18 protein-coding genes are annotated in these 22,102 nt (G+C 52.2%); 3 read left to right on the forward strand and 15 right to left on the reverse strand.

Annotated features, from left to right (window positions below):
- Positions 1-78: 78 nt before the first annotated feature.
- From TY10_RS20705 to TY10_RS20765, 13 genes are all read right to left on the reverse strand, one after another.
- A complete protein-coding gene (locus tag TY10_RS20705; RefSeq protein ID WP_042167679.1) occupies positions 79-3,546 on the reverse strand; it encodes a carbohydrate-binding domain-containing protein in 3,468 nt (1,155 codons plus the stop codon).
- A 309-nt stretch (positions 3,547-3,855) separates the two neighbouring features.
- A complete protein-coding gene (locus TY10_RS20710; protein ID WP_042167682.1) occupies positions 3,856-4,803 on the reverse strand; it encodes an ROK family protein in 948 nt (315 codons plus the stop codon).
- 26 nt (positions 4,804-4,829) lie between these two features.
- Positions 4,830-5,540 carry a copper homeostasis protein CutC gene (locus TY10_RS20715; RefSeq protein WP_042167685.1) on the reverse strand — a complete coding sequence of 237 codons (711 nt, stop codon included), beginning with the start codon at positions 5,538-5,540 and terminating at the stop codon, positions 4,830-4,832.
- A complete protein-coding gene (locus tag TY10_RS20720) occupies positions 5,537-7,039 on the reverse strand; it encodes a M17 family metallopeptidase (RefSeq protein WP_042167689.1) in 1,503 nt (500 codons plus the stop codon). The genes TY10_RS20715 and TY10_RS20720 overlap by 4 nt, the downstream gene beginning before the upstream one ends.
- Before the next feature lie 47 nt (positions 7,040-7,086).
- Positions 7,087-8,073 carry an ABC transporter ATP-binding protein gene (locus TY10_RS20725; RefSeq protein ID WP_042167692.1) on the reverse strand — a complete coding sequence of 329 codons (987 nt, stop codon included), beginning with the start codon at positions 8,071-8,073 and terminating at the stop codon, positions 7,087-7,089.
- Positions 8,070-9,071 carry an ABC transporter ATP-binding protein gene (locus TY10_RS20730; protein WP_042167695.1) on the reverse strand — a complete coding sequence of 334 codons (1,002 nt, stop codon included), beginning with the start codon at positions 9,069-9,071 and terminating at the stop codon, positions 8,070-8,072. Before TY10_RS20730 ends, TY10_RS20725 begins: the two co-directional genes overlap by 4 nt.
- Positions 9,072-9,087: 16 nt before the next feature.
- Positions 9,088-9,918: an ABC transporter permease gene (locus tag TY10_RS20735; RefSeq protein WP_042167829.1), complete on the reverse strand. Its 831-nt coding sequence runs from the start codon at positions 9,916-9,918 to the stop codon at positions 9,088-9,090.
- 101 nt (positions 9,919-10,019) lie between these two features.
- A complete protein-coding gene (locus TY10_RS20740) occupies positions 10,020-10,946 on the reverse strand; it encodes an ABC transporter permease subunit (RefSeq protein ID WP_042167698.1) in 927 nt (308 codons plus the stop codon).
- 104 nt (positions 10,947-11,050) lie between these two features.
- Positions 11,051-12,655: a glutathione ABC transporter substrate-binding protein gene (locus TY10_RS20745; RefSeq protein ID WP_042167702.1), complete on the reverse strand. Its 1,605-nt coding sequence runs from the start codon at positions 12,653-12,655 to the stop codon at positions 11,051-11,053.
- Positions 12,656-12,751: 96 nt separating this feature from the next.
- A complete protein-coding gene (locus TY10_RS20750) occupies positions 12,752-13,756 on the reverse strand; it encodes an asparaginase (protein ID WP_042167705.1) in 1,005 nt (334 codons plus the stop codon).
- Positions 13,757-13,805: 49 nt separating this feature from the next.
- Positions 13,806-14,960, reverse strand: a complete 1,155-nt coding sequence (locus tag TY10_RS20755; protein ID WP_238327837.1) for an ROK family transcriptional regulator — start codon at positions 14,958-14,960, stop codon at positions 13,806-13,808.
- Between the two features lie 371 nt (positions 14,961-15,331).
- A complete protein-coding gene (locus TY10_RS20760) occupies positions 15,332-16,906 on the reverse strand; it encodes an ABC-F family ATP-binding cassette domain-containing protein (RefSeq protein WP_042167707.1) in 1,575 nt (524 codons plus the stop codon).
- A 74-nt stretch (positions 16,907-16,980) separates the two neighbouring features.
- On the reverse strand, positions 16,981-17,976 hold the full coding sequence (locus TY10_RS20765; protein ID WP_238327839.1) for a phosphotransferase family protein: 996 nt from the start codon (positions 17,974-17,976) through the stop codon (positions 16,981-16,983).
- A 180-nt stretch (positions 17,977-18,156) separates the two neighbouring features.
- Here TY10_RS20765 and TY10_RS20770 point away from each other — a divergent pair, with 180 nt between their 5' ends.
- The 3 genes from TY10_RS20770 to TY10_RS20780 all read left to right on the forward strand — a co-directional run bounded on the left by TY10_RS20770 (position 18,157) and on the right by TY10_RS20780 (position 19,919).
- On the forward strand, positions 18,157-18,711 hold the full coding sequence (locus TY10_RS20770; protein WP_042167713.1) for an RNA polymerase sigma factor: 555 nt from the start codon (positions 18,157-18,159) through the stop codon (positions 18,709-18,711).
- Positions 18,698-19,534, forward strand: coding sequence for a hypothetical protein (locus TY10_RS20775; protein WP_042167715.1), 837 nt, complete (start codon positions 18,698-18,700; stop codon positions 19,532-19,534). Before TY10_RS20770 ends, TY10_RS20775 begins: the two co-directional genes overlap by 14 nt.
- A 121-nt stretch (positions 19,535-19,655) precedes the next feature.
- The gene (locus TY10_RS20780) at positions 19,656-19,919 is read left to right on the forward strand and encodes a hypothetical protein (RefSeq protein WP_042167718.1); all 264 of its coding nucleotides are present in this window, start codon (positions 19,656-19,658) and stop codon (positions 19,917-19,919) included.
- A 626-nt stretch (positions 19,920-20,545) separates the two neighbouring features.
- Here TY10_RS20780 and TY10_RS20785 read toward each other — a convergent pair.
- A complete protein-coding gene (locus TY10_RS20785; RefSeq protein ID WP_042167720.1) occupies positions 20,546-21,304 on the reverse strand; it encodes an ABC transporter ATP-binding protein in 759 nt (252 codons plus the stop codon).
- Positions 21,288-22,100: an ABC transporter ATP-binding protein gene (locus TY10_RS20790; protein WP_052350675.1), complete on the reverse strand. Its 813-nt coding sequence runs from the start codon at positions 22,098-22,100 to the stop codon at positions 21,288-21,290. Before TY10_RS20790 ends, TY10_RS20785 begins: the two co-directional genes overlap by 17 nt.
- Positions 22,101-22,102 lie beyond the last annotated feature (2 nt).

Consider the following 22,102-nt stretch of genomic DNA (forward strand, 5'->3'; position numbering starts at 1 on the left):
CACACATTTGTGTGATTATATGCAAAAAAACAGAGCATCGGAAGAAGAATTAATCCGATGCTCTGTTGGAGGTGAAGCTTATGCCTGGACGATAAAATAGTCCAGATTCGCGCCGGAATCGCCGCTATTCAGCTGCAGCTTGACGATAGCATTCGCGGGAATGGTAACAGCCGTCTGGACGGTAGCGTACGTACCGCTCCAAACTCCGGTAGAGGGAAAACTTACACTTTTGATAAACGTATTATTTACGTAAAGACTAAGCTTGCTGTTCGTATTCGCTGTCGTGTAGCCAATCGTGAGCTGACTGCCTGCACTCGGACTGGTGAACGCGACCGAAGAGCTGCCCGGCGTGGACAGGCCGGTCACTTCATAGCCTCCAGAAGCTGCTGCATCCGCCGTAACATTGACGCTGGTCAGCGTACCGCTCTCCGCCTCGATCTTCTGGCTTTGCGACTCCACCGTAATATAATCGATATTCGCTCCCGAATCACCGCTGTCGAGCTGCAATTTAATTGTGGCTCCAGCCGGTATCGCTACTGTCGCCGTCGCAGTGGAATACGTTGTATTCCATGTCGATGTGGACGGGAACGTAATATTGCCGCTGTCTACTCCATTGATATAGAGACTAAGCCTTCCCGGATTATTCGCCGTGCAATACCCGATCACAAGCTTCGAACCGGCCTGTACATTGGCAATGGACACGGAGTCGCCAACATTGGAGAAGTGATCCGTCGCCTTGCCGTTAGAGGCCGCTGCATCATCATAGATACCTACAGTTCCAGTTCTTGTTCCATTCTCCGCTTCATATTTCACGCCGGTATTTCCGCCGCCTCCACCCCCGCCGTTACCGGAGCTGATGACCACCGATGACATTTTGTCATTCGCATTAGGATTGGTGCTGCTCGGAAAATCAGTATCCGCAGTAAATATCCATTGTGTACCTGTAAAATTATCATTATCATAGATCGTTACCGTGTAGCCAAGCGGCACTCGGATTGAAGATACCCAGTTGTCCGGAATGCCTGCCGCAGCAAGCTGTGCTGTCGTATAGCTGCCCGGAGCCAGCGTCTTCGCCGTTCCCGAATAATTAGAATCCTCATAGAAGGTCGTTATGGTGACACGGCCTCCAGCCGCATCCAACCCCAGCTTGGAATTTGTGCCGCTTAATGACTTCACGCCTTGATTGGCCGTTCCGGTAAGCTGTGTATGCTCGAAGCTTGAGAAAGGCTTCGCCGTCCGCTCTACGACATAGACCGCCCCTGCCGTCGTGTTGAACGTAATTTCGGCACTAGAGGACGTGGAAACTACCGTGTTGTCCGAAGTTCTCCGGACTTGAACCGCCTGTGTTCCCCAAGGATTGATGACAGTAGCCGGCTTGCCGTACAAGCTTTTGATCCCGACATATTTGATCTCATTGGCCGCTTTCTCCGAGCTGACCATGAAACCGCCGCTGGCGAGCAGCGTAAACTTGCTGACAAAATTGGTTTCGGTCGGCAGCGCCGGGAACACCCGGATTTTGTCGTTATAGCTTTGAAGCAGTGATTCATTCATCGCTGACAGATGAACGCCCATATACTCAAACTCACCATTCGAATTGGTCGTTCTGCCGTTCGGGTAATGCTGATAGCGCTGCAGCATCATCTTCATGCCGAGATACGCTTCATTGCCAAGACCGAGACGGGCGGCTTGTATCGGAGCCGGGTCCCACACATTGTTGGACGTATACGGATAAGGCCGGCTGTTATAGTTGTTCACGAGCATCTGATAATCCGCTGATCCGATGCCGCTCACGCTGTAAGGCCAAGCCAGCTCCAGCACGACATTCTCGTTGTTCCGGTTTTGTGAGATTGGCGGCGTGTGCGGCGCATACTTGTTCGGATCGCTTGGATCAACCGGGTATGCAACCAAATTGTTCAGTACATTTTGCCATTCTGCGCGCAGCGTGGCATCTAAACCCAGACTCGCGCTCGTCTGTATCGTGACTGGGAACAGAGCGCGGATCGCCGCCAAATCGCTAATCGCATTTTTCACATTCCAGTGCTGTTCGTGAGCGTTGGAGGAGGCCATATAATATTTTCCAGTGGCGGTATCGAAGGAAAGCTTCTTCGCATAGAACTTCACGGCCTCCTTCATAAATGGATAAGCAGTATTGCTTAAATAATTGGCGTCGTTCGTGTACTTATATTGTGCGTACATGTTCAATGCCGCTTCTGAAGCGGTTGACAGCGTATTTTTCGTGTAATCGCTGTAAATTGTGCCCTCCGGACTGCCGTTCCAGCCCATCGTTTCCGGAACCCATATGCCGTCGATGCCATACCGGGTCATCGTATACGATTTCAGCGTGTTGAAGTTGCGGCTGTACAAATTATTGAACACGTTAACCATATCAGCATGGTTGGAAGCGAGGAAGGAATGGTAAATATCCCGCTGATTCCAGTACCAATATGCGTTGCTCCATTTGCCGCTGTCATTGTCGTTAACGGCGCTAAATACGCCATTAATGAAATGAAACGGATAGTTGCCGTAGCCCCCTGCGGCGATCATGTAGGTGCTCAAATAATAGAAGCTCTCCATATAATCGGCATCACCTGAAGGGTTGGAATACTGCACGAAGGACTTGGCCCAGAAATCATGCCACCAGTTTTTATAACTTGTTAAAGTGGCTGCGTAGCCTGTGTTTTTCACACTGGACAATTGGCTTTTGGCAGCTGCTACCGAATCATGCCCTGGCGCATTAAGCCGGCTGGCGCTGGAGATCCAGATCGTATAGCTGGAGGAGGGCGTAATGTTCAATCTCACTTTGCTGCCGCCAACCGCTTGGGTCGTAAAGCTCGCCCCCTCAACGGTAGCTGCCAGCGTGTAGCCGAAGTTATTCGCATCCGTCTGCCCTCTGCTCAGTCCAACGACCGTCGGATCGACAAACGTAGAGACGGTTCTCCATGTGTTAATATCCGGTACATCGCCGCCGCTGAAATTGCTCACATCCCATAGGCTTAAATCCAGAGATACGTTGGACAGGCCGGTACGGCTGTCTTCCACATGAATGCCCATCACTTCGGAATTGGGCGCGCCCATAATCGTTATTTTGCGGTTGGCATCGTATTCGGTCGTCAGCAGGCCGTCATAGAGCGAAAGCCGCTGCTTGTACGTCGTATAGCCTGTATTAAGTCCCGGGGTCGTATACAGATTGACAAGCCCTTGTGAAGCAAAGCCTTCCTGCGAAGCATCCACGCCGGATACTTGCATCGTAATGCCGTTAAGCGTATCCCACACCATCCCGCCTACGCGGCCGTTGCCGACGGTCAAAGCACCTTTCGGGTCTGATACGGGTGATTGAAAGACAACATCATGCTTGGACAAATACGAGGCATAATCGACATCCAGTACACCTGTTGACGTATTAAATGCTTGTGACGCGGCGCTGTCTGCCGCCGATGCAATGCCGCTTGTTCCAATAAAAGCCGTGACGGAAGAAAACGCAAGACTTCCAACTACCAGTAGACTGGCAAGCTTCTTAAAGCCACTCTTCTTCTCCATTAGCTTCATGGTTCCGCAAACCTCCATTAGGTTCATATTTTATTAACCAAATAATAAAGCGCTTACATTTATGTGTGCCAAGACCAATACTTAGCCCCCCTTATATCAACGCCCCCCCCTTCCGGTTCATTTGTTCTGCCTCATCCTGCCGCAATAACATCATTTTCTCATGCTGGTTATACCCTTATCATAAAGCCTGTCCCATTTAAAACAATGGAATAATTTCCACAAATAGTCGAGAAAAATATGAAATGATGGTGTAAGCTGCATCAAAAAAGACGCAGCGGGCTTGAAGCCTTCCGCTGCGTCCTTGCATGCCTATATGTTAAAGAGCGATGCCGCTCCAATTAAGCCAACATCATCATTAAGAGCTGCAGGCACGATCTCGAAAGTGTTCCGGTACGGAGCCATTACGTAGCGATCCGTCTCTTCCCGCAATTTCGGGAAAAGCAGGTCCCCCGCCTTGCTCACGCCGCCGCCGATGACGATCCGGTCGGGATTAAAAGTGTGTACCACGTTGGCTAGACCGATTGCGGTGTACCGGATCATCCGATCGATAACCTCTGAAGCCAGTGCATCACCTTGACTCGCCGCCTCAAACACATGGCGTGAAGAAATTTCTTCTCCAGCCGCAGCCGCGATCTCCCCAATAGCGGAGACGCTGCCTTCAAGACGCCGCAGTGCTTCATTGCGAATTGCCGTGCCGGAGGAGAAGGTCTCCCAGCAGCCCCGGTTGCCGCAATTGCAAAGCTCGCCATCCGGATGAATAATCGTATGGCCAAGCTCGCCCGCGAACGACTTGCTCCCCAGCAGCAGCTTGCCGTCCAGAATGACGCCCGCTCCGATTCCGGTGCTTAGCGTCACATACACCATATTTTGCGAACCGATGCCGGCCCCGCGGACATATTCTCCCCAAGCGGCTGCATTCGCGTCGTTGACCACCTGCACTTGAACGCCGCCCAGATCGGCTTCCATCCACCGCTTGATCGGCACATTGTTCCACTCCGGAAGGTTCGTGCCGTTCAGCGCGATTCCTTCCCGGCTGTCCACTGCTCCGGGGGATGCCAAGCCTACTCCATTCAGCTTTCTCCCGCCGGATACACGCTCGATCATGCCGACCATGCTTTGCACCACTTCACGCGCTGTCGAGGCGTCAGCCGTATCGATCCGTTCACGGTTCAATACGGTTCCCGCTCCGTCAAATATAGCAGCAGCGATTTTCGTGCCGCCCAAATCCACTCCAACTACATAGTTATCGTTACTCAAAGCTGTTCACCTTTTTTCAACTCTATTTATGCTGCGCCGTCCGGATGCAAAATGCCCGCCAAGCGGCTAAGCCGCTCCGGATCGATAGCGGCCAGTCCCGAGGCTCCAACTCGAACCGCCGAACCAAAATGCACCTCGGCTACACCGGTAGCCGCCACAAATTCGTTTATCCCCTCAATCGTCAATCCGCTGCCCGCAAGAATGCGGAGCGAGCTTCCTCGCGACGCTTCTTCCAGCGCTAGAATCTGATCGATCGCTTGCGGAGCCGGCTTTAATCCGCCCGAGGTTAGAATGCGATTAATTTGCGGATAAGACTGCAGTACCTTTAGACCAGCAAGCTGATCCTCCAGTTCGTCGAACGCCCGGTGGAAGGTTACATTCAAATGGCCGGCAAGCGGCAGCAGCTGATCCAGTCCAGCCGTGTCAATACGGCCTTCTTCATTCAATAGGCCAATTACGATGCCCGAAGCTTTCGTAGCGGCAATAGCCCGAATCTCCTCCGCCATCGTCTCCTTGTCCAGCTTATCGTATACGAACGACCGGCTATGCGGTCTGACCATAACGTTAACCGGAATGCGGACCGCTTCCGTTACCTGCTTCACCATTCCGATACCGGGAGTTAGCCCGCCTTCGGTTATAGCCGTAATCAATTCAATCCGGTCGGCGCCGTTTCTCTCCGCCTCTATCGCATCCTGCACACAGGTTGCAATGACTTCCAATACCGTATTCCGGCTCATCCTTGGCTCGCCTCCGTATCTGCAATCGCGCGCCCATTCACAGCATGCTCCGCTGTAAAACAACGCTTCGCATAATCGGCCAGCAGCCGCGCCCCGTAACCGGTTGCGCCAACTCCGGAAAAACCGGCATCTGATTTGTACTGAACTGTACCCGCCATATCGATATGAACCCAATCCATCGATGGCGCGACGAAACGCCGGATGAACAGCGCCGCCGTAATAGCACCGGCCAGCGTGCCCGTGCCTACGTTACGTAGATCGGCATAATCGCTGCGAAGCTCCGACTCATACTCGTCCATCAGGGGCATCGGCCACAGCCGCTCGCCGTTTATTTCTCCTACAGCAACCAATCCCTGCGTCATCTCTTCATCGCCCCAAATCCCGGCGATGCCAAGTCCCAAAGCTGCACCAACATTGCCTGTCAGTGTAGCGATATCGATGACTTTAGCAGCCCCAAGATTCGCGGCATGCAGCAGTGCATCGGCAATAACGAGACGGCCTTCACCGTCGGTATTGGCTACCTGAACCGTCATACCGTTCGGGTACCGGATGACCGACGATGGCAGCATCGCCTCCATGCCGGGCAAGTTATCGACGACGGCAATTAGAGCCGTCACGTTAACCGCTGCGCCTGTTCTCGCCAGAATGTCCATAGCGCCAACAACCGCAGCCGCTCCGCCCATATCCATTCTGGCATCGCTTATATCTCTGCCTGTCTTGACGTTCATGCCGCCCATATCGAACGTCACGCCTTTGCCGACAAACGCCAGCATCGGTTCGCCGGGTGCGCCTTCGTAAGCCAGCTCGATGAGCGCAGGCTCATGCACGCTTCCCCCACCGACTGCGAGGAGACCATTCATCTGGCGGTCAATAAGCTCCTGCCCTTGATAGACATGGGGCTTAACGGGCAAATCTGCGAAATGCCGCTGCACGACTTCAACGAAAGCTTCCGGATTAAGTCCTTCCGGCGTCTCGTTCACCAGATCACGGGTCAGCATCGTCGCTTCGGCCCGAATGCGAGCCGCTGCCACAGCCGCTTCGTATTCCGCCGCTGTCACGCCATCTGCTTCCTGACTCGGCGCGAGATAGAGATCTACCGTCCGTTCCGAAGCAGTCAGCCCTCTATATTTGTCATAGCGGTACAGGCCAAGCAGCCAGCCCTCTGTCCAAGCTTGCAGATATGCAGAAACATCAGCTCCACTCTCTCTCGAGGCTGCAGCGAGCTCCGCCATATCCAGCTCACCCGCGGAGCGGCCTTCATTATACAACGCTCTTGCAGCATATCCGCCCGCACGGCGAAGCTTCTCCAGATTCAAGCCGCCGCAACCGCCCATACCGAGTACAAGCTCATCGGTTTCCTGGTTCGTTCTGGCGTAATACCATGTAAGTGCTCCGGCTTCCCTGCGGTTGTCCGGCAATTCATATTTAAATGGCTGGCCGGCATAAGCCAGCAGGATCCGAACCTTGGAACCGGCAGCCGATTCTATTCGAATGTTCATCGTTATCCCTTCTTCGCCTGAAGTTCAACCTCGATTTTCTTCTTCGTTTAGTTCCGCGACATAACGTCCTCGTCATAAAGATGGCACGCAACCTGACGGCCCGGCTCCACTTCCTGGAACACCGGAACCTTCGTCTTGCACACTTCCATACAAGCCGGACAGCGTGTATGAAAACGGCAGCCGGATGGCGGATCGACCGGACTCGGCAGATCGCCTTTCAGTATAATTCTCTCCCGTGCCAAGCTTGGATCGGGAACGGGAACCGATGAGAGCAGCGCTTGCGTATAAGGATGAAGCGGACGCTCGTACAGCTCATCTTTAGGCGCCGTTTCCACGAGCGAGCCCAAATACATCACTCCGATGCGGTCGCTAATATGCTCAACCACGCTAAGGTCATGCGAGATAAAGAGGTACGTCAGGCCGTATTGCTCTTGCAAATCTTGCAGCAAATTAAGCACTTGAGATTGAATCGATACGTCAAGCGCGGATACTGGCTCGTCAGCGACGATCAGGCTAGGACGTACGGACAATGCGCGTGCAATACCGATCCGTTGGCGCTGCCCGCCGCTGAACTCATGCGCGTAACGCTCGGCGTGAAAGCTGTTCAGACCAACAACCTCCAGCAGCTCGGAGGCCAGCTTATCCCGCTCTCCTTGGCTGAGCTTCGTATGAATAAGCAGCGGCTCCGCTACCAGATCCTTTACTTTCATCCGCGGATTAAGAGAAGCATACGGGTCCTGGAACACCATTTGCATCTCCTTGCGAATTGGACGCATTTGATTATCATTCAACTGCGTGATGTTTTGCCCGTTGAACCATACCTCGCCTTGATTGGGAGTCAGCAGTCTCGTCACTAGACGGCCTGTTGTCGACTTGCCGCATCCGCTTTCGCCAACGAGGCTGAACGTCTCACCCTTGCCGATAGAGAACGAGATATTATCGACGGCTTGCAAATATTTGTTGTTGCCAAACCAGCCTTTATTCACGAGAAACGACTTTTGCAGCCCTTTTACTTCAATAAGCGGCGTGCTCATGCGCCAGTCCCCCCTTTCAATTCCGTCTCCTGCGTCAGCCAGCAGCGGCTTTTGCGGGAGGCATCGCCAGATGCGGCGAGCAGCTCCGGCTCAGCCGTCAGACATTGCGGCATCACATGCGGACAGCGAGGCGCGAATTTGCAGCCTGCCGGCATGCGGGACAGATCCGGCACGTTGCCCGGAATCGACTCCAGCCGCCGTACTTTCTGGCGAAGCTTTGGCACCGAGCGGATCAAGCCTTGTGTATACGGATGCTGTGGATTTTCGAACAGTTCCTTTACAGGAGCCTCTTCAACGACCCGTCCAGCGTACATGACGACTACGCGGTCGCACATTTCTGCTACTACGCCAAGATCATGCGTAATGAGCAGCATGCCCATGCTTCTCTCTTCCTTCAGCCGTTTCATCAGATCGAGAATTTGCGCCTGAATCGTTACGTCGAGAGCCGTCGTTGGCTCATCGGCGATCAGCAGCTGCGGATGGCAGGACATCGCCATCGCAATCATGACGCGCTGCCTCATCCCGCCGGACAATTGATGGGGGTAATCATTCATAACCCCTTCCGCCCGCGGAATGCCCACCAGCTTCAGCATATGAATCGCATGCTCGCGAGCCTTCGCCTTGTTATAGCCCATATGCAAGCGGATTGGCTCCTCCAGCTGCTTGCCGATTCGCAGCACCGGATTCAGCGAGGTCATCGGTTCTTGGAAGATCATAGCCAGATCCTTGCCTCGAACGCGGCGCATCTCCTTATCCGAGAGCCGTAGCAGATCCGTGCCTTTAAACTTGACACTGCCCCCGGCGTTGCGGCCCGGTGTTCCTTTCAGCAGCTGCATGATCGACAGGGACGTTACGCTCTTGCCGCAGCCGGATTCTCCGACCAGGCCAAGCACTTCCCCGCTGTTTATATGAAAATCCAATCCGGCGACGGCCATTACATTGCCGCCGTCCCGCTTGAATTCCGTTTTCAATCCTTCTACTTCCAGCAATTTTTCCATCGCGGCCTGTCCCCCTTTAGTTTTTCATTTTGGGGTCAAGAGCGTCCTGCAGTCCGTCTCCGACCAGATTAAAAGCAAGTACCGTAAGGAATATAATTAAGCCAGGGAAATAAACAACATGCGGAGCAATGCTCAAGTAGTCACGCCCCATGCTGAGCATAGCGCCCCAATCGGGTTCCGTCGGCTTTGCGCCCATACCCAGAAAGCTCAGGGACGATGCAGCTAGAATGGCTCCGCCGATCTTCATCGTGACGTTGACGATAACGCTCGGAAGCGTCTCCGGGAATATATGACGCCAAATAATTCTTCTGTCCTTCGCGCCCATCGAGCGGGCTGCTTCTACGAACAACGTTTCTTTGGCCGATAGCGTAACGCTTCGAATCATCCGTGCAAAGGACGGAATACCGAATACCGCAACCGCGATAACGACGTTGGTCAAGCCTGGGCCCAAGATCGCTACGATACCGATCGCAAGCAAAATATCAGGGAACGAGAACAGCACATCGCTGCTTCGCATAATAAGCCGGTCCAGCCATTTGCCGTAAAAGCCGCTGAGCAGACCAAGAATAGTACCAAAGAAAGCGGCGATAAATACGGCGCTTAGACTAACAGCAAGCGAGAGACGCGTGCCCTCAATAAGCCGGCTCAGTATATCGCGGCCATATTCGTCGGTTCCTGCCCAATGCTTCATCGAAGGTCCGGACAGCATGGAATCATAGTCGGGCGCGTCTGGGTCATACGGCGTCAAGAAAGGGCCGAATATAGCGACAAGCAGCAGTAAAATAATAAAAATCCCAGCAACGAGCGAAAGCTTTTGCTTGCTGAATTTACGAATAAACTCAGCCATTGCGCTTTTCCGCTTCGCGGGTGCAGCCTCCCCTCCGGAGCCTCCGGATGAGTGATGTTCTGCAGCTGTCGATTGTTGACTCATCTGTGATTCTCCTTCCTCTAGTTCGAATCGAATCTGATCTTCGGATTAAGTACGCCGTACAGCAGATCGACGACCAGATTAATCAGGATAAACTCGGTAGCGAACAATAACAGCTCTGCTTGAATGACGGTGTAGTCGCGGAATGCGATTGAATCGACAAGCAGCCGGCCGAGGCCCGGAATACTGAATACCGTCTCTACCATGACGGAGCCGCCAAGCAGGAAGCCGAATTGCAAGCCTGCCACTGTAACGACTTGAATAAGCGAGTTGCGCAGCGCATGCCGTCCGACAACGACGAATTCATGCAGCCCTTTAGCACGGCCCGTACGAATATAATCCTCGCGCATCGATTCCAGCATCGACGTTCTGGAGAATCGTGCAAGCATCGACATAATGCCCGCTCCAAGCGTTAAGGACGGAAGTACATAACTGGACCAGGAATCGACGCCACCGGTCGGAAACCAGCCAAGCTGTACGGAGAAAACTTGAATAAGGACGAGACCAAGCCAGAAGCCCGGAACCGAAATACCGGATATTGCGGTAATCATCCCAACGTGGTCCGGCCATCTATTGCGCTTAACCGCCGAAATGATCCCGATCAATACACCGATGATAACCGCCCACACCATACTGAATATCGTCAGCCAGATCGTCGGCATGAAACGGCTCGCCAGCATATCGCTGACCGGAAGGCCGGAACGAATGGAGTTGCCAAGATCGCCTTTAAACAAGTTGCCCATATAATCGATATATTGTCTCCAGAGCGGATCATTGAGTCCCAGCTGTTCACGGATGCCGTTGATCTCTTCTAGCGTGGCGTCCTTGCCGGCAACTAGCCTGGCCGGATCGCCTGGAATAAGGTGAATGAACATAAATACGAGCACCGATACGACGAAGAGGAGCGGTATCACTCCCAGCAATCGTTGCAGAGCATATCTTCCCAAGCTGGAAACCTCCTTAGAAAAAAAGAGAGGCCGCTTCAATAAACCCATGCTGAAGCAGCCCCTCTCTCTTATTATTGCTTCCTATTATTCGTGGTCTTGTTGAATTATTGCTTCACTTCTGCTTCACGAACATTGATGGAACCGTCCGGATACACTTTTACGCCTTCCAGATATGCGCGTTTGCCCGAGATCACTTGGTCAACGCCCAGGAACGCCCATGGAGCGTCAGCCCAAATTTGTTTTTGGATATCTGCATAGATCGATTTCGCTTTTTCTGCATCAATCGATTTATTCGCTTCCGCGATCCATTTATCAACGTTTTCGTTCTTGTAGTACGCTGTGTTCGATCCTGCTGGAGGGAACATTTCGCTGCTGAACAGGCCTCTTGTTGCGCCGTCCGCATCGCCGGAAGACGGCGACCAGCTTACGAACCACATTTGAATTTTTGCTTCTTCAGGTGTTTTAGCCGAGTTGATTTGATCGGAAAGCGTAGCGCCCTCCATCGATTTCACATCCAGCTTAATGCCGGCAAGCGACAGCTGTTGCGCGATGAACTGCATGCCTTTCATCGTCTCGGAATCGTTCTCGCCCCAGATTTCAGCAGTGAAGCCATCTGGATAGCCTGCTTCTTTCAGCAATTGCTTCGCTTTTTCAAGATCGTAGCCATAGCCTTCTTGCTTCGAGTAATATTGCGTTTTCGAGGACATGCTGGAATCAAGAGCTGAGCCCAGTCCCGATTTTACAACTTTAATGAAAGCATCTTTATCGATTGCATAGTTGATTGCTTGACGAATCTTCACATCATCGAAAGGTTTTTTCATCGTGTTCAGCGTTACATAACGCACGATTGTGGAGTCTGTTTTATCGATCACGATGTTGTTGTCTGTCTCGAGCAGGTTAACTTGCTCAGTCGGCATTGGATAGATGAAATCCGCTTCGCCAGTTTTCAGCATCGCAGTACGCGAGCCGTTCTCTGGTACCGGCTTAAACGTTACGCTGTCGACTTTAGGAAGACCAGCTTGCCAGTAATCTGCGTTTTTCTCTACAACAAGGCGGTCGCCTTCTACCCATTCCTTGAACTTGTAAGGACCTGTACCCACCGGATTTTGACCGATTTTATCGCCGAATTTCTCAAGAGCAGCCGGGCTGATCATCAGACCCATAGCCAGCTTGTTCAGAAATGCGTTGTACGGCTCGCTAAGTGTAATAACGACTGTGTTCGCATCTGGCGTTTCAACCTTCGCTACTTTCGCGAAGCTTTTACGCATTCTGAGGTTGTTCTTCTCATCTTGAATACGTGCGATGTTGATTTTTACAGCTTCCGAATTGAATTCAGTGCCGTCGTGGAACTTCACGCCTTGTCTCAATTTAATCGTGTAGACCAGGCCGTCCTCGCTAATCGCGTAGCTTTCTGCCAGAACCGGCTTCAAGCTCATATTCTCATCAAAGCCCATCAGGCCTTCATACATGGATCTTGCACCGGAAATCGAGTTTGTGTCGCCTGCATTGTGGGGATCAAGTGTAATAAAGTTCGCGTTCAGCGCGACAACTACGTTGTTGCCGTTTTTCGAGCCAGCTGCCGGTTTTGTGCCTTTGCCGTCCGTTCCTGTGTTTGCTCCACCGTTATTGCCCGATCCGCAGCCAGCGGCTACTACAGCAACAATGACAAGAAGCATTAACATGGACCATGCTTTTCCTTTGAATTTCATTCTGCCACACTCCCTATGCTAGTATTGTGTATCTATTAGAATCACTTCATTCCGGCACCTTGAGGTATCCCGTCACAAAGAATATTCTCCTTGCCTTTAGAGCGAGAAGACCGGCTTGCGTTCGCCGACAACCGTTCCTCCGTCATTCACGATAACGTTAGGCACAAGCTCGTACAGACGGTCGATGGTAGAACGGTCGCTGTAACCGAGTTTTTCTAAAATCGTTGCGATAATGCACGGCCATACTTGCTCGGAGCCGTCGGATACCTTCAGAGAAATGCCCAGTCTTTCCTTGCGAAGACCGATGCCGTACACCCCTTTTGCTCCGCCTTTTGCACTAAGGTTGCTGTCTTTCAGCAGCGCAGAGCAGACAAATTTCGTATCGGCGATCATATCGGGATTCTCATTCATCAGCTTGGCGATTCGAGCAGCAGCCGCTCTGGTGTCTGCATCTGCGATCAAATCCGGGCAAGCAAGCTTCAAGTACACCAGCGCGATCTTATGAAGCGGAAGCGCATGAACCGGAAGACCGCAGCCATCGATTCCGACTGGAATAGACGATGCCGGCACTTCAGCCAAGTAAGCAAGCGACTCAATAATTTCCTGCTGTACCGGATGATCGAGCTGATAATAGGTTTCCGTGTTCCAGCCCATGTGCTTACTGAGGCCGATCAAGCCCAAATGCTTGCCTGAGCAGTTATGGAACAGTCTGCGCGGAGCTTCATGATTCTGATGCCGTTCCGCTTTCGCTTGCTCGTTGAGCGGATAAGTCGAGCAGCAATGAAGCGTGCTCTCGGACACATCCATTTTTGTTAGGATCGATTCAAGCGCATCAATATGGAAAGACTCGCCCCGGTGCGAAGCTGCGAACAACGCCGCTTCCTTGCCAGTCAGACCATAGAGCTCATCGATTTGCCGTTTCATGCCCGGCAGCGCTTGGAAAGGCTTGGCTGCTGAACGAAGAAAGGTCATATGCTCCGGATTTCCTGCTTGATAAATAACTTTCCCGGTCTCGTCCACAACCGTTACGGCTCCATAATGAACGTTCTCGAGAACGCCTCCCCGATATTCCTCTACCAATGGCACAAAGCTGCTGCTCATGCTATACTCCCCCTTAAGCTATATCGTTTTCTATATCTAATTACCGTTGTTAATCCAGTTTGAAAAACTGTGTTTGCGCCAGCAGGCCGGAGCCGATCATGACGCCCGCTTCGTTCAGTTCCGATCTTACGAAACGGAAGGAATCCTGCAGCGGCTCCCATACGAAGCGCGACATGCAGCGCTCCTTCACCTCTTCATACATGCCCGGAAACTTATCTGCGAGCTCACCGCTGAAGATAACGCTGTCCGGATTGTACATGCATACGACGTTGTTGACTGTAATCGCCATATAAGTGAGTGCTCTATCAATAAGATGAATCGCCCAGCGCTCGCCCGCATCTCTTGCAGCGAACAGCTCCTCTGCCGTCTGAATCGGTGCGATCTGATTGGCTTCCTGAAGCAGCGAGGGAATCGTAATATAGCTTTGCAAACAGCCCGCCTTGCCGCATTCGCATAACGTTCCGTTCGGATCGACTGTTGTATGGCCAATCTCACCGGCACTGTTCATTTCGCCGCGATAGATCTCGCCTTCTACGATCAGCGCCGAGCCGACGCCATTGCCGAAGCCCAGCAGTGCTGTCCGGCTGGAACCGATAGCCGAGCCCTTCAGCTGCTCAGCCAGCGCCTTCACCTTCAGCTCATTGTCGACGTTTACCTTCAGACCCGTCAGCTCCTCCAGCATGCCGCCTAGCGGAACGTTCTTCCAGCCGAGCTGGACGGAGAATACGACGACCCCATTGTCGTTGTTCACGATTCCGGGAAGTCCTACGCCAATTCCGACAATTTGCTTGCGTTCCACGATGTTCCGCTCCAGCATGTCATTCAGCACATCAGCGACTCGTTGTACAGTAGCACTGGGCGCTTCCTCTAAAAGCCGGTCATGCCGCTCGCTATGGATCAGATTGCCTTGCAAATCAACGATGCCTACACTTATAGCATGCCGGTCCAGCTCGACTCCGATCGTAATGACTGAAGCATCCACCATGTCCAGCAGCGTCGACTTCCGGCCCAAGCCCTCAGACACTTGCTCCGATTCCAGAATGTAACCCTGCTCCGTCAGCTCACCGACGATACGGCCTACTGTCGTAGGACTCATGCCTGTCTGCTTGGCGATCATCGCTCGTGAAATGGGGCTATGATTTTTTATCATTTCAAAAACGGTCAACCGATTTTGCCGTTTAATGAAGTCCTGATCATGCTTCATAACAATCATTCCCCTATTTAATTTCTCCATTGGATTAATTACCGTGAAAAAAGGCATGAAAATGTTGTTTAACTTGGTAAATCAGGGTTTATTCTAAGGTTTAACTCTTTATATTCTCCAGTGATGTTATTAATATAAAACATCATCCTGCGAGTGTCAACATATATAACATTTTTCGAGCATGATATTTTTGGGCTCTTGAAGTAAGCGCTTCATATCCCAGTAAAAGCATCGTATATAAAATATTGCTTCTGCTTTCGCCCCATTCTTACACAAACCTAACACAACTGCGGCCGGATTATATTTTATAATTGTAAAAAAGACCCGAGACCGCTTCTCTCGAAGCAGCCCCGGGTCTCGCATATAGATCATTATAGACTTTGCTCGCTTATTCCCGCGACGGGATCAAAGCTCAGCATTTTTGTCCCGATTTTATCGATAAAAAACCGGTCATGGCTTACCGTAATAACAGCGCCTGGGAAATGAATCAGCGCTTGCTCCATCACTTGAATGCTCGTTAAATCCAAATGATTCGTCGGCTCGTCCAAAATAATGACGGCTGCGCCGGACAGCAGACATTTCGCCAGCGCAACCCGCGCCTTCTGTCCGCCGGACAAGCTGCCGATGGTTTTGCTGAGATCCATCTCGGAAAATTGCAGCATAGACAGAAACTTGTTAACCTTTTTCCGCGGCGCATCCAGACCCAATCCATACGTATTAACCGCATGGCTTACCGTATCCTTCGGATCAAGCTCCTCCCACATCCGGTTGAAGTATGCGTAGCTGACACCCCGCTCCCAAACGACTTCTCCGGATTCGGGCTTCTCTGTCCCTGTGAGCACCTTGATCAGCGTCGATTTGCCGCTTCCGTTCGGCCCTGCGATCACCAGCCGGTCTTCCTTCTGAATATCAAAGCTGACATCCCGGAATATCTCCCGGCCATCATACGACTGTCCGATAGCCTTCACTTCGCACAGCTTGTCCGGGAACCGCAGCCGCTCATAAATATCGGTAATGAGCACATTAACGGGATGGGGCTCGATCCGTTTCTTGTTGTCCGCCAACTTGCGGGACAGCCTGTCTTTCGCAGAAGACTTGCGGCTCGTGCGGCTGTCGATCGCTTCCGATTCCATAAGAAGCAGCTCTTCCTCCCACTCGAACTGGCGGTCGAGCTCCTTCTTGCGCATCTTCTTTTTACGGATATAATCGGTGTAATTGCCCTCGTACTCTTGAAAATGATAGTTCTCAATCTCGATCGTACGCGTAACGACCTTATCGATAAATTCACGGTCATGCGATACAAGAATCATCGCGCCTTTGAAGCGGTACAGCCACTGCTCCAGCCAAGCGATTCCTTCCAGATCGAGATAGTTCGTCGGCTCGTCGAGAAGGACGACATCCGGGAGCTCGATGAGCATTTTGGCCAGTGCTGCGCGGTTTCTCCAGCCTCCGGACAGCTCATTAACCGGCTGATGACGCGATCGGTCATTAAAGCCCAGCTTCGTCAGCACCGTGTTGATCTCGACGGATACATTCCAGCCGTCCAAATGCTCCATCTGCTCGAACAGCTCCGCTTGTCTCGCCAACAGCGCTTCCATCTCACCGTCGTCTGTAACCAGCCCCAGCTTCTCTCCAACCTCCTGCAGCTCCCGTTCAATCCGGGCCACTTCCTCAAAGCTGTTCTCCAGCTCCTGTTGGACAGACAGATTGCCGCGCATCTCAGAAAACTGCGAGAAGTAGCCGATCTTCACTTGCGGATCGACCTCCACCTTGCCGGACGTCGGCTCATCCTTACCCATAATCAGCTTGAACACCGTTGACTTGCCGGCACCATTTCGTCCGATCAGCCCTACACGCTCTCCTTGGCTAAGACGAAAATAAATATCGCGAAAGATCATAGACTCTTCATATTTCTTCGTGACGTTCTCCAACCGAATAACGCTCATAGCTTCACCCTTCTGCTTCCGTAGTTAGTCAGTTGATTATACCACTTGTTCGCAGACGTATGCCTATGATGTTGCTACGGACGTTCAGCTAGTGAACCATAGCGTCTAATGTATTCCGGGTAGGAGCGGAGGTGAATGGCCTTCGCCCGCTGCCGGGTTTTCTCCATCCATTCCGGCACGCCATCGACCTCCACATAGTCGGCAAGCACATCGATGACATCATCCAGCAGCTTTGCCCGGAAGTAAAACTCCAGCCGGTCTGTAATGCCGCCCGTGCCCATACCGGCAAGCTCCATCGCTTGCTCCTGCCACTTTGGCCATTCCGCAGACTCATGCAGCGTCCACAGCAGAACGGAATAATCCATCGCCGCGTCCCCGGCTGCCGACAAGTCATCCCAGTCGATAATCCAGAACCGGCCTGTCTCCTCTACCAAAATATTGTCCCAATGAATGTCGTTATGAACAACATCCTTGGCAATATGCTGAAATGCAGGACTGTCGCTTGCCAGTTGGCGCAGTACTTCGACCTCACGATCAAATCCGTCCAAATCCTGCTCCGTTACAAAATCCAAGCTTTCCTTCGCCGTTCTTATCCCTTCCATATCCTCTGTCAGGCGCTCCATATATTCTTCGTTAAAAGCGTCCGCATAGGAGGGAGCTGCAGCCTCTTCGGCAAGTATTTCTCTAATCCGCTCATCCTGCTGCAGCTGCTGAAGCAGCTCCAGCACTTGCAATGCAACCGGACCCGGATCTGCCGCTTCGCTAAGCGGCTTGGCTTTAATAAATTCAAAGACGAGACCGTAGGTATAGCCTGGAATGATCTCATCCTTTATTTCCGCGATTAGACGCGGTGCATGATAACGCTCAGCGAGTTCACTGCTTACACTGGCCCAGCGCTTTAAGCGATCCGCCTTCCTCGGAGGCGCTAGCTTCATGTGGCGGGTCGTATTGCCATCCGATACGCGGTAAGACTGGTTAGTCAAACCGCCAGGATTCCATATCGATTTCACGTCTATCCGGGCAGGATTCAATCCTAGTGATGAGGCGTGAGCTACCGCCCAATCTTTCACATTTTGCTTCAGCAGCTTGCATATCCATCTGGCCGTGTGCCCCTTCCAGGAAATGAGTTATGGCTAGCATTCATATACCATCCTAATAATTCTAGTAAAGGGCAGTTTATCCTTTATACTGATTACAAATGAACCAAACGGCCTTATGCGTTGTCTGTTTTGTATGGAGGTGAGATACGATTGGATTTTACATACTTGGAGACGCTCTCGGACGGCTACGACAGGGAACAAATTTTGAGCGATATGGTTCTGGCCTACCGGAACGAAGTGTGGGATTATGCGCTCTCGCTAACGAGGAGTCCGCATATGGCAGATGATATCGTTCAGGATGTATTTCTGGCTGTCTATGAAAAGCTGCATACGTTTCGGGGAGAAGCCTCTATTAAAACCTGGCTGCTCCGGATTACGCGCAACATTAGCTTTAACCGCAGAAAAAGCAGCTTCGTTCGCCGTGTCCTATTAATGAAGGAGTTGCCGGAGGACGGCAGCAGCGCCCCCTCTGCCGAGCATGAGGCGATGAATAATCTGATCTCCTCAGAAGCATGGCGGCTCGTTCTCCAGCTGCCGGTTAAACAGCGCGAGGTGATGGTGCTCCATGCGCATCACAGCCTCTCGAATGAAGAAATTGCTTCTTTATTACGGCTGCCGGTCGGCACGGTTAAATCCCGTCTTCACCACGCGAGAATCAAATTAGCGAAAAATTACGGAGGAGGTCAAGAGCATGACGGAATATAATCTCGATTTGGAGCGGCAGTTGCAAGAACGCCCCCTTCCTGCCAAGCAAGTTCAGGTATCGTTGGAGCGCATTTCAACTGCAAGAAGGCCCAATAGGCACGGCAGGAGCAGACGGATTTTGCTTGCGTCGACTGCTGCAATTGTGCTGGCTGTTACGATAGGGCTTTGGGCAGGCGAAGTTCCATGGAAGCAGGGAGATCGCCTATCGCCAACTGGCGGCACCGACAATCTGGTGGGCGCAGCCAATCAGCAGGGCAACAGCCATACCGAAGACTTGAAGGATTTGCATGCTCTAACCTCCGATGAGTGGAAGTCGCTTCTTAGCGGCATCTCAATCAATCCTTCTATTGAAATGCTGCATCAGGAAAAATTGAATGATGATACTACCGTGGCTTTTCTCATCTACCGGTGGAGTTCAACCTCCGACTACCGGATTGCGGTTGCCAATGTAAGGCGAAGCGCAGAAGGCGAATATAAATCGGTAAGCATGACGAGCACTTACGTATCCAAGCAGTGGACCGCAGGGCCGTACAGCGAAGGCAATGCCTTCTTCCTGCAAACAGCAGCCATCGGCAGGGAGGGCAATGATCCTTTGCAGGGGCAGCTGTTTGGTATCATCAGAGACAGTAGGGTCGCCACAATCCGGATGACTAATGAAGCAGGTGAGCACGTCGATGCGGATATCATCCGGAGCGCATCAGGTGACACTTTCTTCTTCAGCCGCATACCGGACTCATGGCTGGAAGGACTCCGCAGGTATATGAACGTCTCGGCGCTCGACAAAGACAGCGCTGAGCTTAAGACGGAGAAGCATTATTTGTAAAATCCCCTTCTGGCATCCAACGCTATTCACAGCTAGGGGCGCTGCGCTCTCTTTTAGTAGCACAGGGCTAGCTAAACCTTACCCCCGTATCAAAAGCTAGGGGCGCTGCGCGTTTCGGTTCATGCTGCTATTCTTGATTCCATTTCCCCATCGCCTACTCGATGTACATGGAGCTGAACCTGCGAAAAATCATCCTGAACTCGAAACGCTGCGCTTCCCTTATGTGAAACAGGGCAATGACTGGGCGATTGCCCCGTCCGAAGCTCGAACCTTATCGCAAAAATCACCTAAATCTATCAACAACGAATCAGCTTCGCTATTTAGCGAAGGCTGCTTCGTAAATTATCCGGAATACATGCGCATTTTAGCTGCCCTTCAGCATTAGCGAAGAGAATTTCCTTTTGGAGAAGCTACGTTCACCAATAGCGAAATTCTCTTCGCTGTAGCCTCTCTACCAGCCAAATGGCAGACGTATAGCGAACTTTGATTCGCTGTTTTGCGAAGCAGGTTCGCTAATGAGTTGCTCGTGAGCGTAATGCGACGCGTTCATGACTTTTCTTCGCTATTTGCGAACCAAGTTCACTTTTTGGCACCTCGCGCATCTCCCAGCGCGAGGTGCGGCGCCACATCAACCACATTAATGGGCAACCGAGGGGGTAATGTGACACACGTTCATCACTTTTCTTCGCTGTTTTGCGAACCAGATTCGCTAATAAGTTACTTGAGAGCGCAATGCGAAACGTTTTTGACTTTACTTCGCTATCTGCGAAGCAGTTTCGCTAATGGGTTGCTCATGAGCGTAATGCGACGCGTTTATACTTTCATTCGCAGGTTTGCGAATCAGCTTCGTTAATAAGTTACTTACAGGCGTAAGACGACACGTTCATGAATTAACTTCACTTTTTCCGAAGCAGATTCGTTAGCGGGTGTCACCAATAATGCAGCTTCACTATTCTACTGCGCCCTTCTGTACGAAACTATCGGTGCATCCACGCGTAAGTAAGCATGCTACTACATTCCAGCGCGCCCGAGTGAGCGCGCCGCATCCAGCAGTGATTGCGTGTAGGGATGATGGCCGGGGGAATGGATGGCGGATGAGGAGAAACGTTCAACCAATTGCCCTTCCTTCAAAACCGCAATCTCCTCGCATAGCCCGGCTACGAGCGAAAGGTCATGAGTAATGAAGAGAAGCGATAAACGCTGCTCGATTTTTAGCGTGTGGAGCAGTTCAATGATTTGATGCTGGTGCAGCAAATCTAAGTTCGATACGATCTCGTCGCATACGAGCAGCTTTGGCTTTACAATGAGCGCCTTGGCAATACACGCCCGCTGGTATTGCCCGCCGCTCAGCCGTCCGGGCTTCCCGGCAAGCAGATGCGGCGGCAATCCAACTTTACCGGCATACTCCGCTATCCGCTCCTTACGCTCGTTTTTGCCCATGTCCATAAAACGGGACAACGGCTCTTCCAGGCTTTGCGCGATCGTCATTCGCGGGTCTAGCGACGCCGTCGTATTTTGGAATACGAACTGGATTTGCCGGTACCAGTCCTTGAACGCAGCTGCCCCCTTGTAAGGAGCCTCACATCCGTTGAACTGGACCCCGCCCGAAGTGGGACGCTCCAGTGCCATAACGATACGGGCGAGCGTGGACTTGCCGCTGCCGCTTTCGCCAACAATGGCTAGTGAACCGCCGTTCGGGATAGACAGCGAGATGCTATCCAGCACGCTTTTCGTTCCGATCACCTTCGTTATTTCATTGATTTCCAACATATAAGTGTGCACCTTCTTCTGGAGCAAATCGGAACGAGGAGCGGCAGTTCAACAACTGCTTCGTATACGCATGCTTGGGCCTGCGCAGCACTTCACCCGCCGTTCCCTGCTCCACGATCTCCCCCTGCTTCATAACGGCAATCGTATCCGCCAGCTCTCCCGCCAGCAATAGATCATGGGTGATGAACAGCATGCTTAACTGCTCTTCCGCCACAAGCCCTTGCAGCAACGCAACAATCTCCGACTGCGTTGTCACATCCAGCGCACTCGTTGGCTCATCGGCTATAAGCAGCTCCGGCTGCAACAGAAGCGCCATCGCAATCATTACCCGCTGATTCATGCCGCCGCTTAATTGGAATGGATAGCTCTTCATCATCCGGTCTGCGTCTTTCAGCGACACTTTATCCAGCATCGTCCTGGCGCTAACTTCAGCGGCATGCCGGGTCACTGGCAGGTGGCTGCGCAGCAAATCAGACAGCTGCCTGCCGATCGGAATAGCCGGGTGCAGCGCCTGCTCGGGATGCTGATAAATGACGCCTATTCGCCTGCCCCTTACCCGACTCCACTCCCTTTTGCCATACCGTGTCATCGCATCGCCGCCAAATGACAGTTCTCCTGACATTCGCAGTCCAGCCGGCAGCATGCCGAGCAGCGCTTTTCCCGTAAGCGTCTTGCCGCTGCCGCTCTCTCCAATCAGACACAGCGTCTCACCTGCACCTAGCGAAAAAGAGCTGTCCCGGACGAGCACCCGGTCATTATCTTTTGTACGAATCGTAAGCTTCTGGACCTCCAGCAACC

It is taken from the genome of Paenibacillus gorillae (assembly GCF_000513275.1).
Taxonomy (GTDB): Bacteria; Bacillota; Bacilli; order Paenibacillales; family Paenibacillaceae; genus Pristimantibacillus; species Pristimantibacillus gorillae.

Excerpts from the sequence above, each read along its gene's own strand:
- TY10_RS20755 (WP_238327837.1), bottom strand. The coding sequence starts at position 14,960 with ATGAAGCATGATCAGGACTTCATTAAACGGCAAAATCGGTTGACCGTT.
- TY10_RS20705 (WP_042167679.1), bottom strand. The coding sequence starts at position 3,546 with ATGAAGCTAATGGAGAAGAAGAGTGGCTTTAAGAAGCTTGCCAGTCTA.
- TY10_RS20735 (WP_042167829.1), bottom strand. The coding sequence starts at position 9,918 with ATGGCTGAGTTTATTCGTAAATTCAGCAAGCAAAAGCTTTCGCTCGTT.
- TY10_RS20745 (WP_042167702.1), bottom strand. The coding sequence starts at position 12,655 with ATGAAATTCAAAGGAAAAGCATGGTCCATGTTAATGCTTCTTGTCATT.
- TY10_RS20785 (WP_042167720.1), bottom strand. The coding sequence starts at position 21,304 with ATGTTGGAAATCAATGAAATAACGAAGGTGATCGGAACGAAAAGCGTG.
- TY10_RS20730 (WP_042167695.1), bottom strand. The coding sequence starts at position 9,071 with ATGGAAAAATTGCTGGAAGTAGAAGGATTGAAAACGGAATTCAAGCGG.
- TY10_RS20715 (WP_042167685.1), bottom strand. The coding sequence starts at position 5,540 with ATGAGCCGGAATACGGTATTGGAAGTCATTGCAACCTGTGTGCAGGAT.
- TY10_RS20775 (WP_042167715.1), top strand. The coding sequence starts at position 18,698 with ATGACGGAATATAATCTCGATTTGGAGCGGCAGTTGCAAGAACGCCCC.
- TY10_RS20720 (WP_042167689.1), bottom strand. The coding sequence starts at position 7,039 with ATGAACATTCGAATAGAATCGGCTGCCGGTTCCAAGGTTCGGATCCTG.
- TY10_RS20760 (WP_042167707.1), bottom strand. The coding sequence starts at position 16,906 with ATGAGCGTTATTCGGTTGGAGAACGTCACGAAGAAATATGAAGAGTCT.
- TY10_RS20750 (WP_042167705.1), bottom strand. The coding sequence starts at position 13,756 with ATGAGCAGCAGCTTTGTGCCATTGGTAGAGGAATATCGGGGAGGCGTT.
- TY10_RS20780 (WP_042167718.1), top strand. The coding sequence starts at position 19,656 with ATGCTGCTATTCTTGATTCCATTTCCCCATCGCCTACTCGATGTACAT.
- TY10_RS20725 (WP_042167692.1), bottom strand. The coding sequence starts at position 8,073 with ATGAGCACGCCGCTTATTGAAGTAAAAGGGCTGCAAAAGTCGTTTCTC.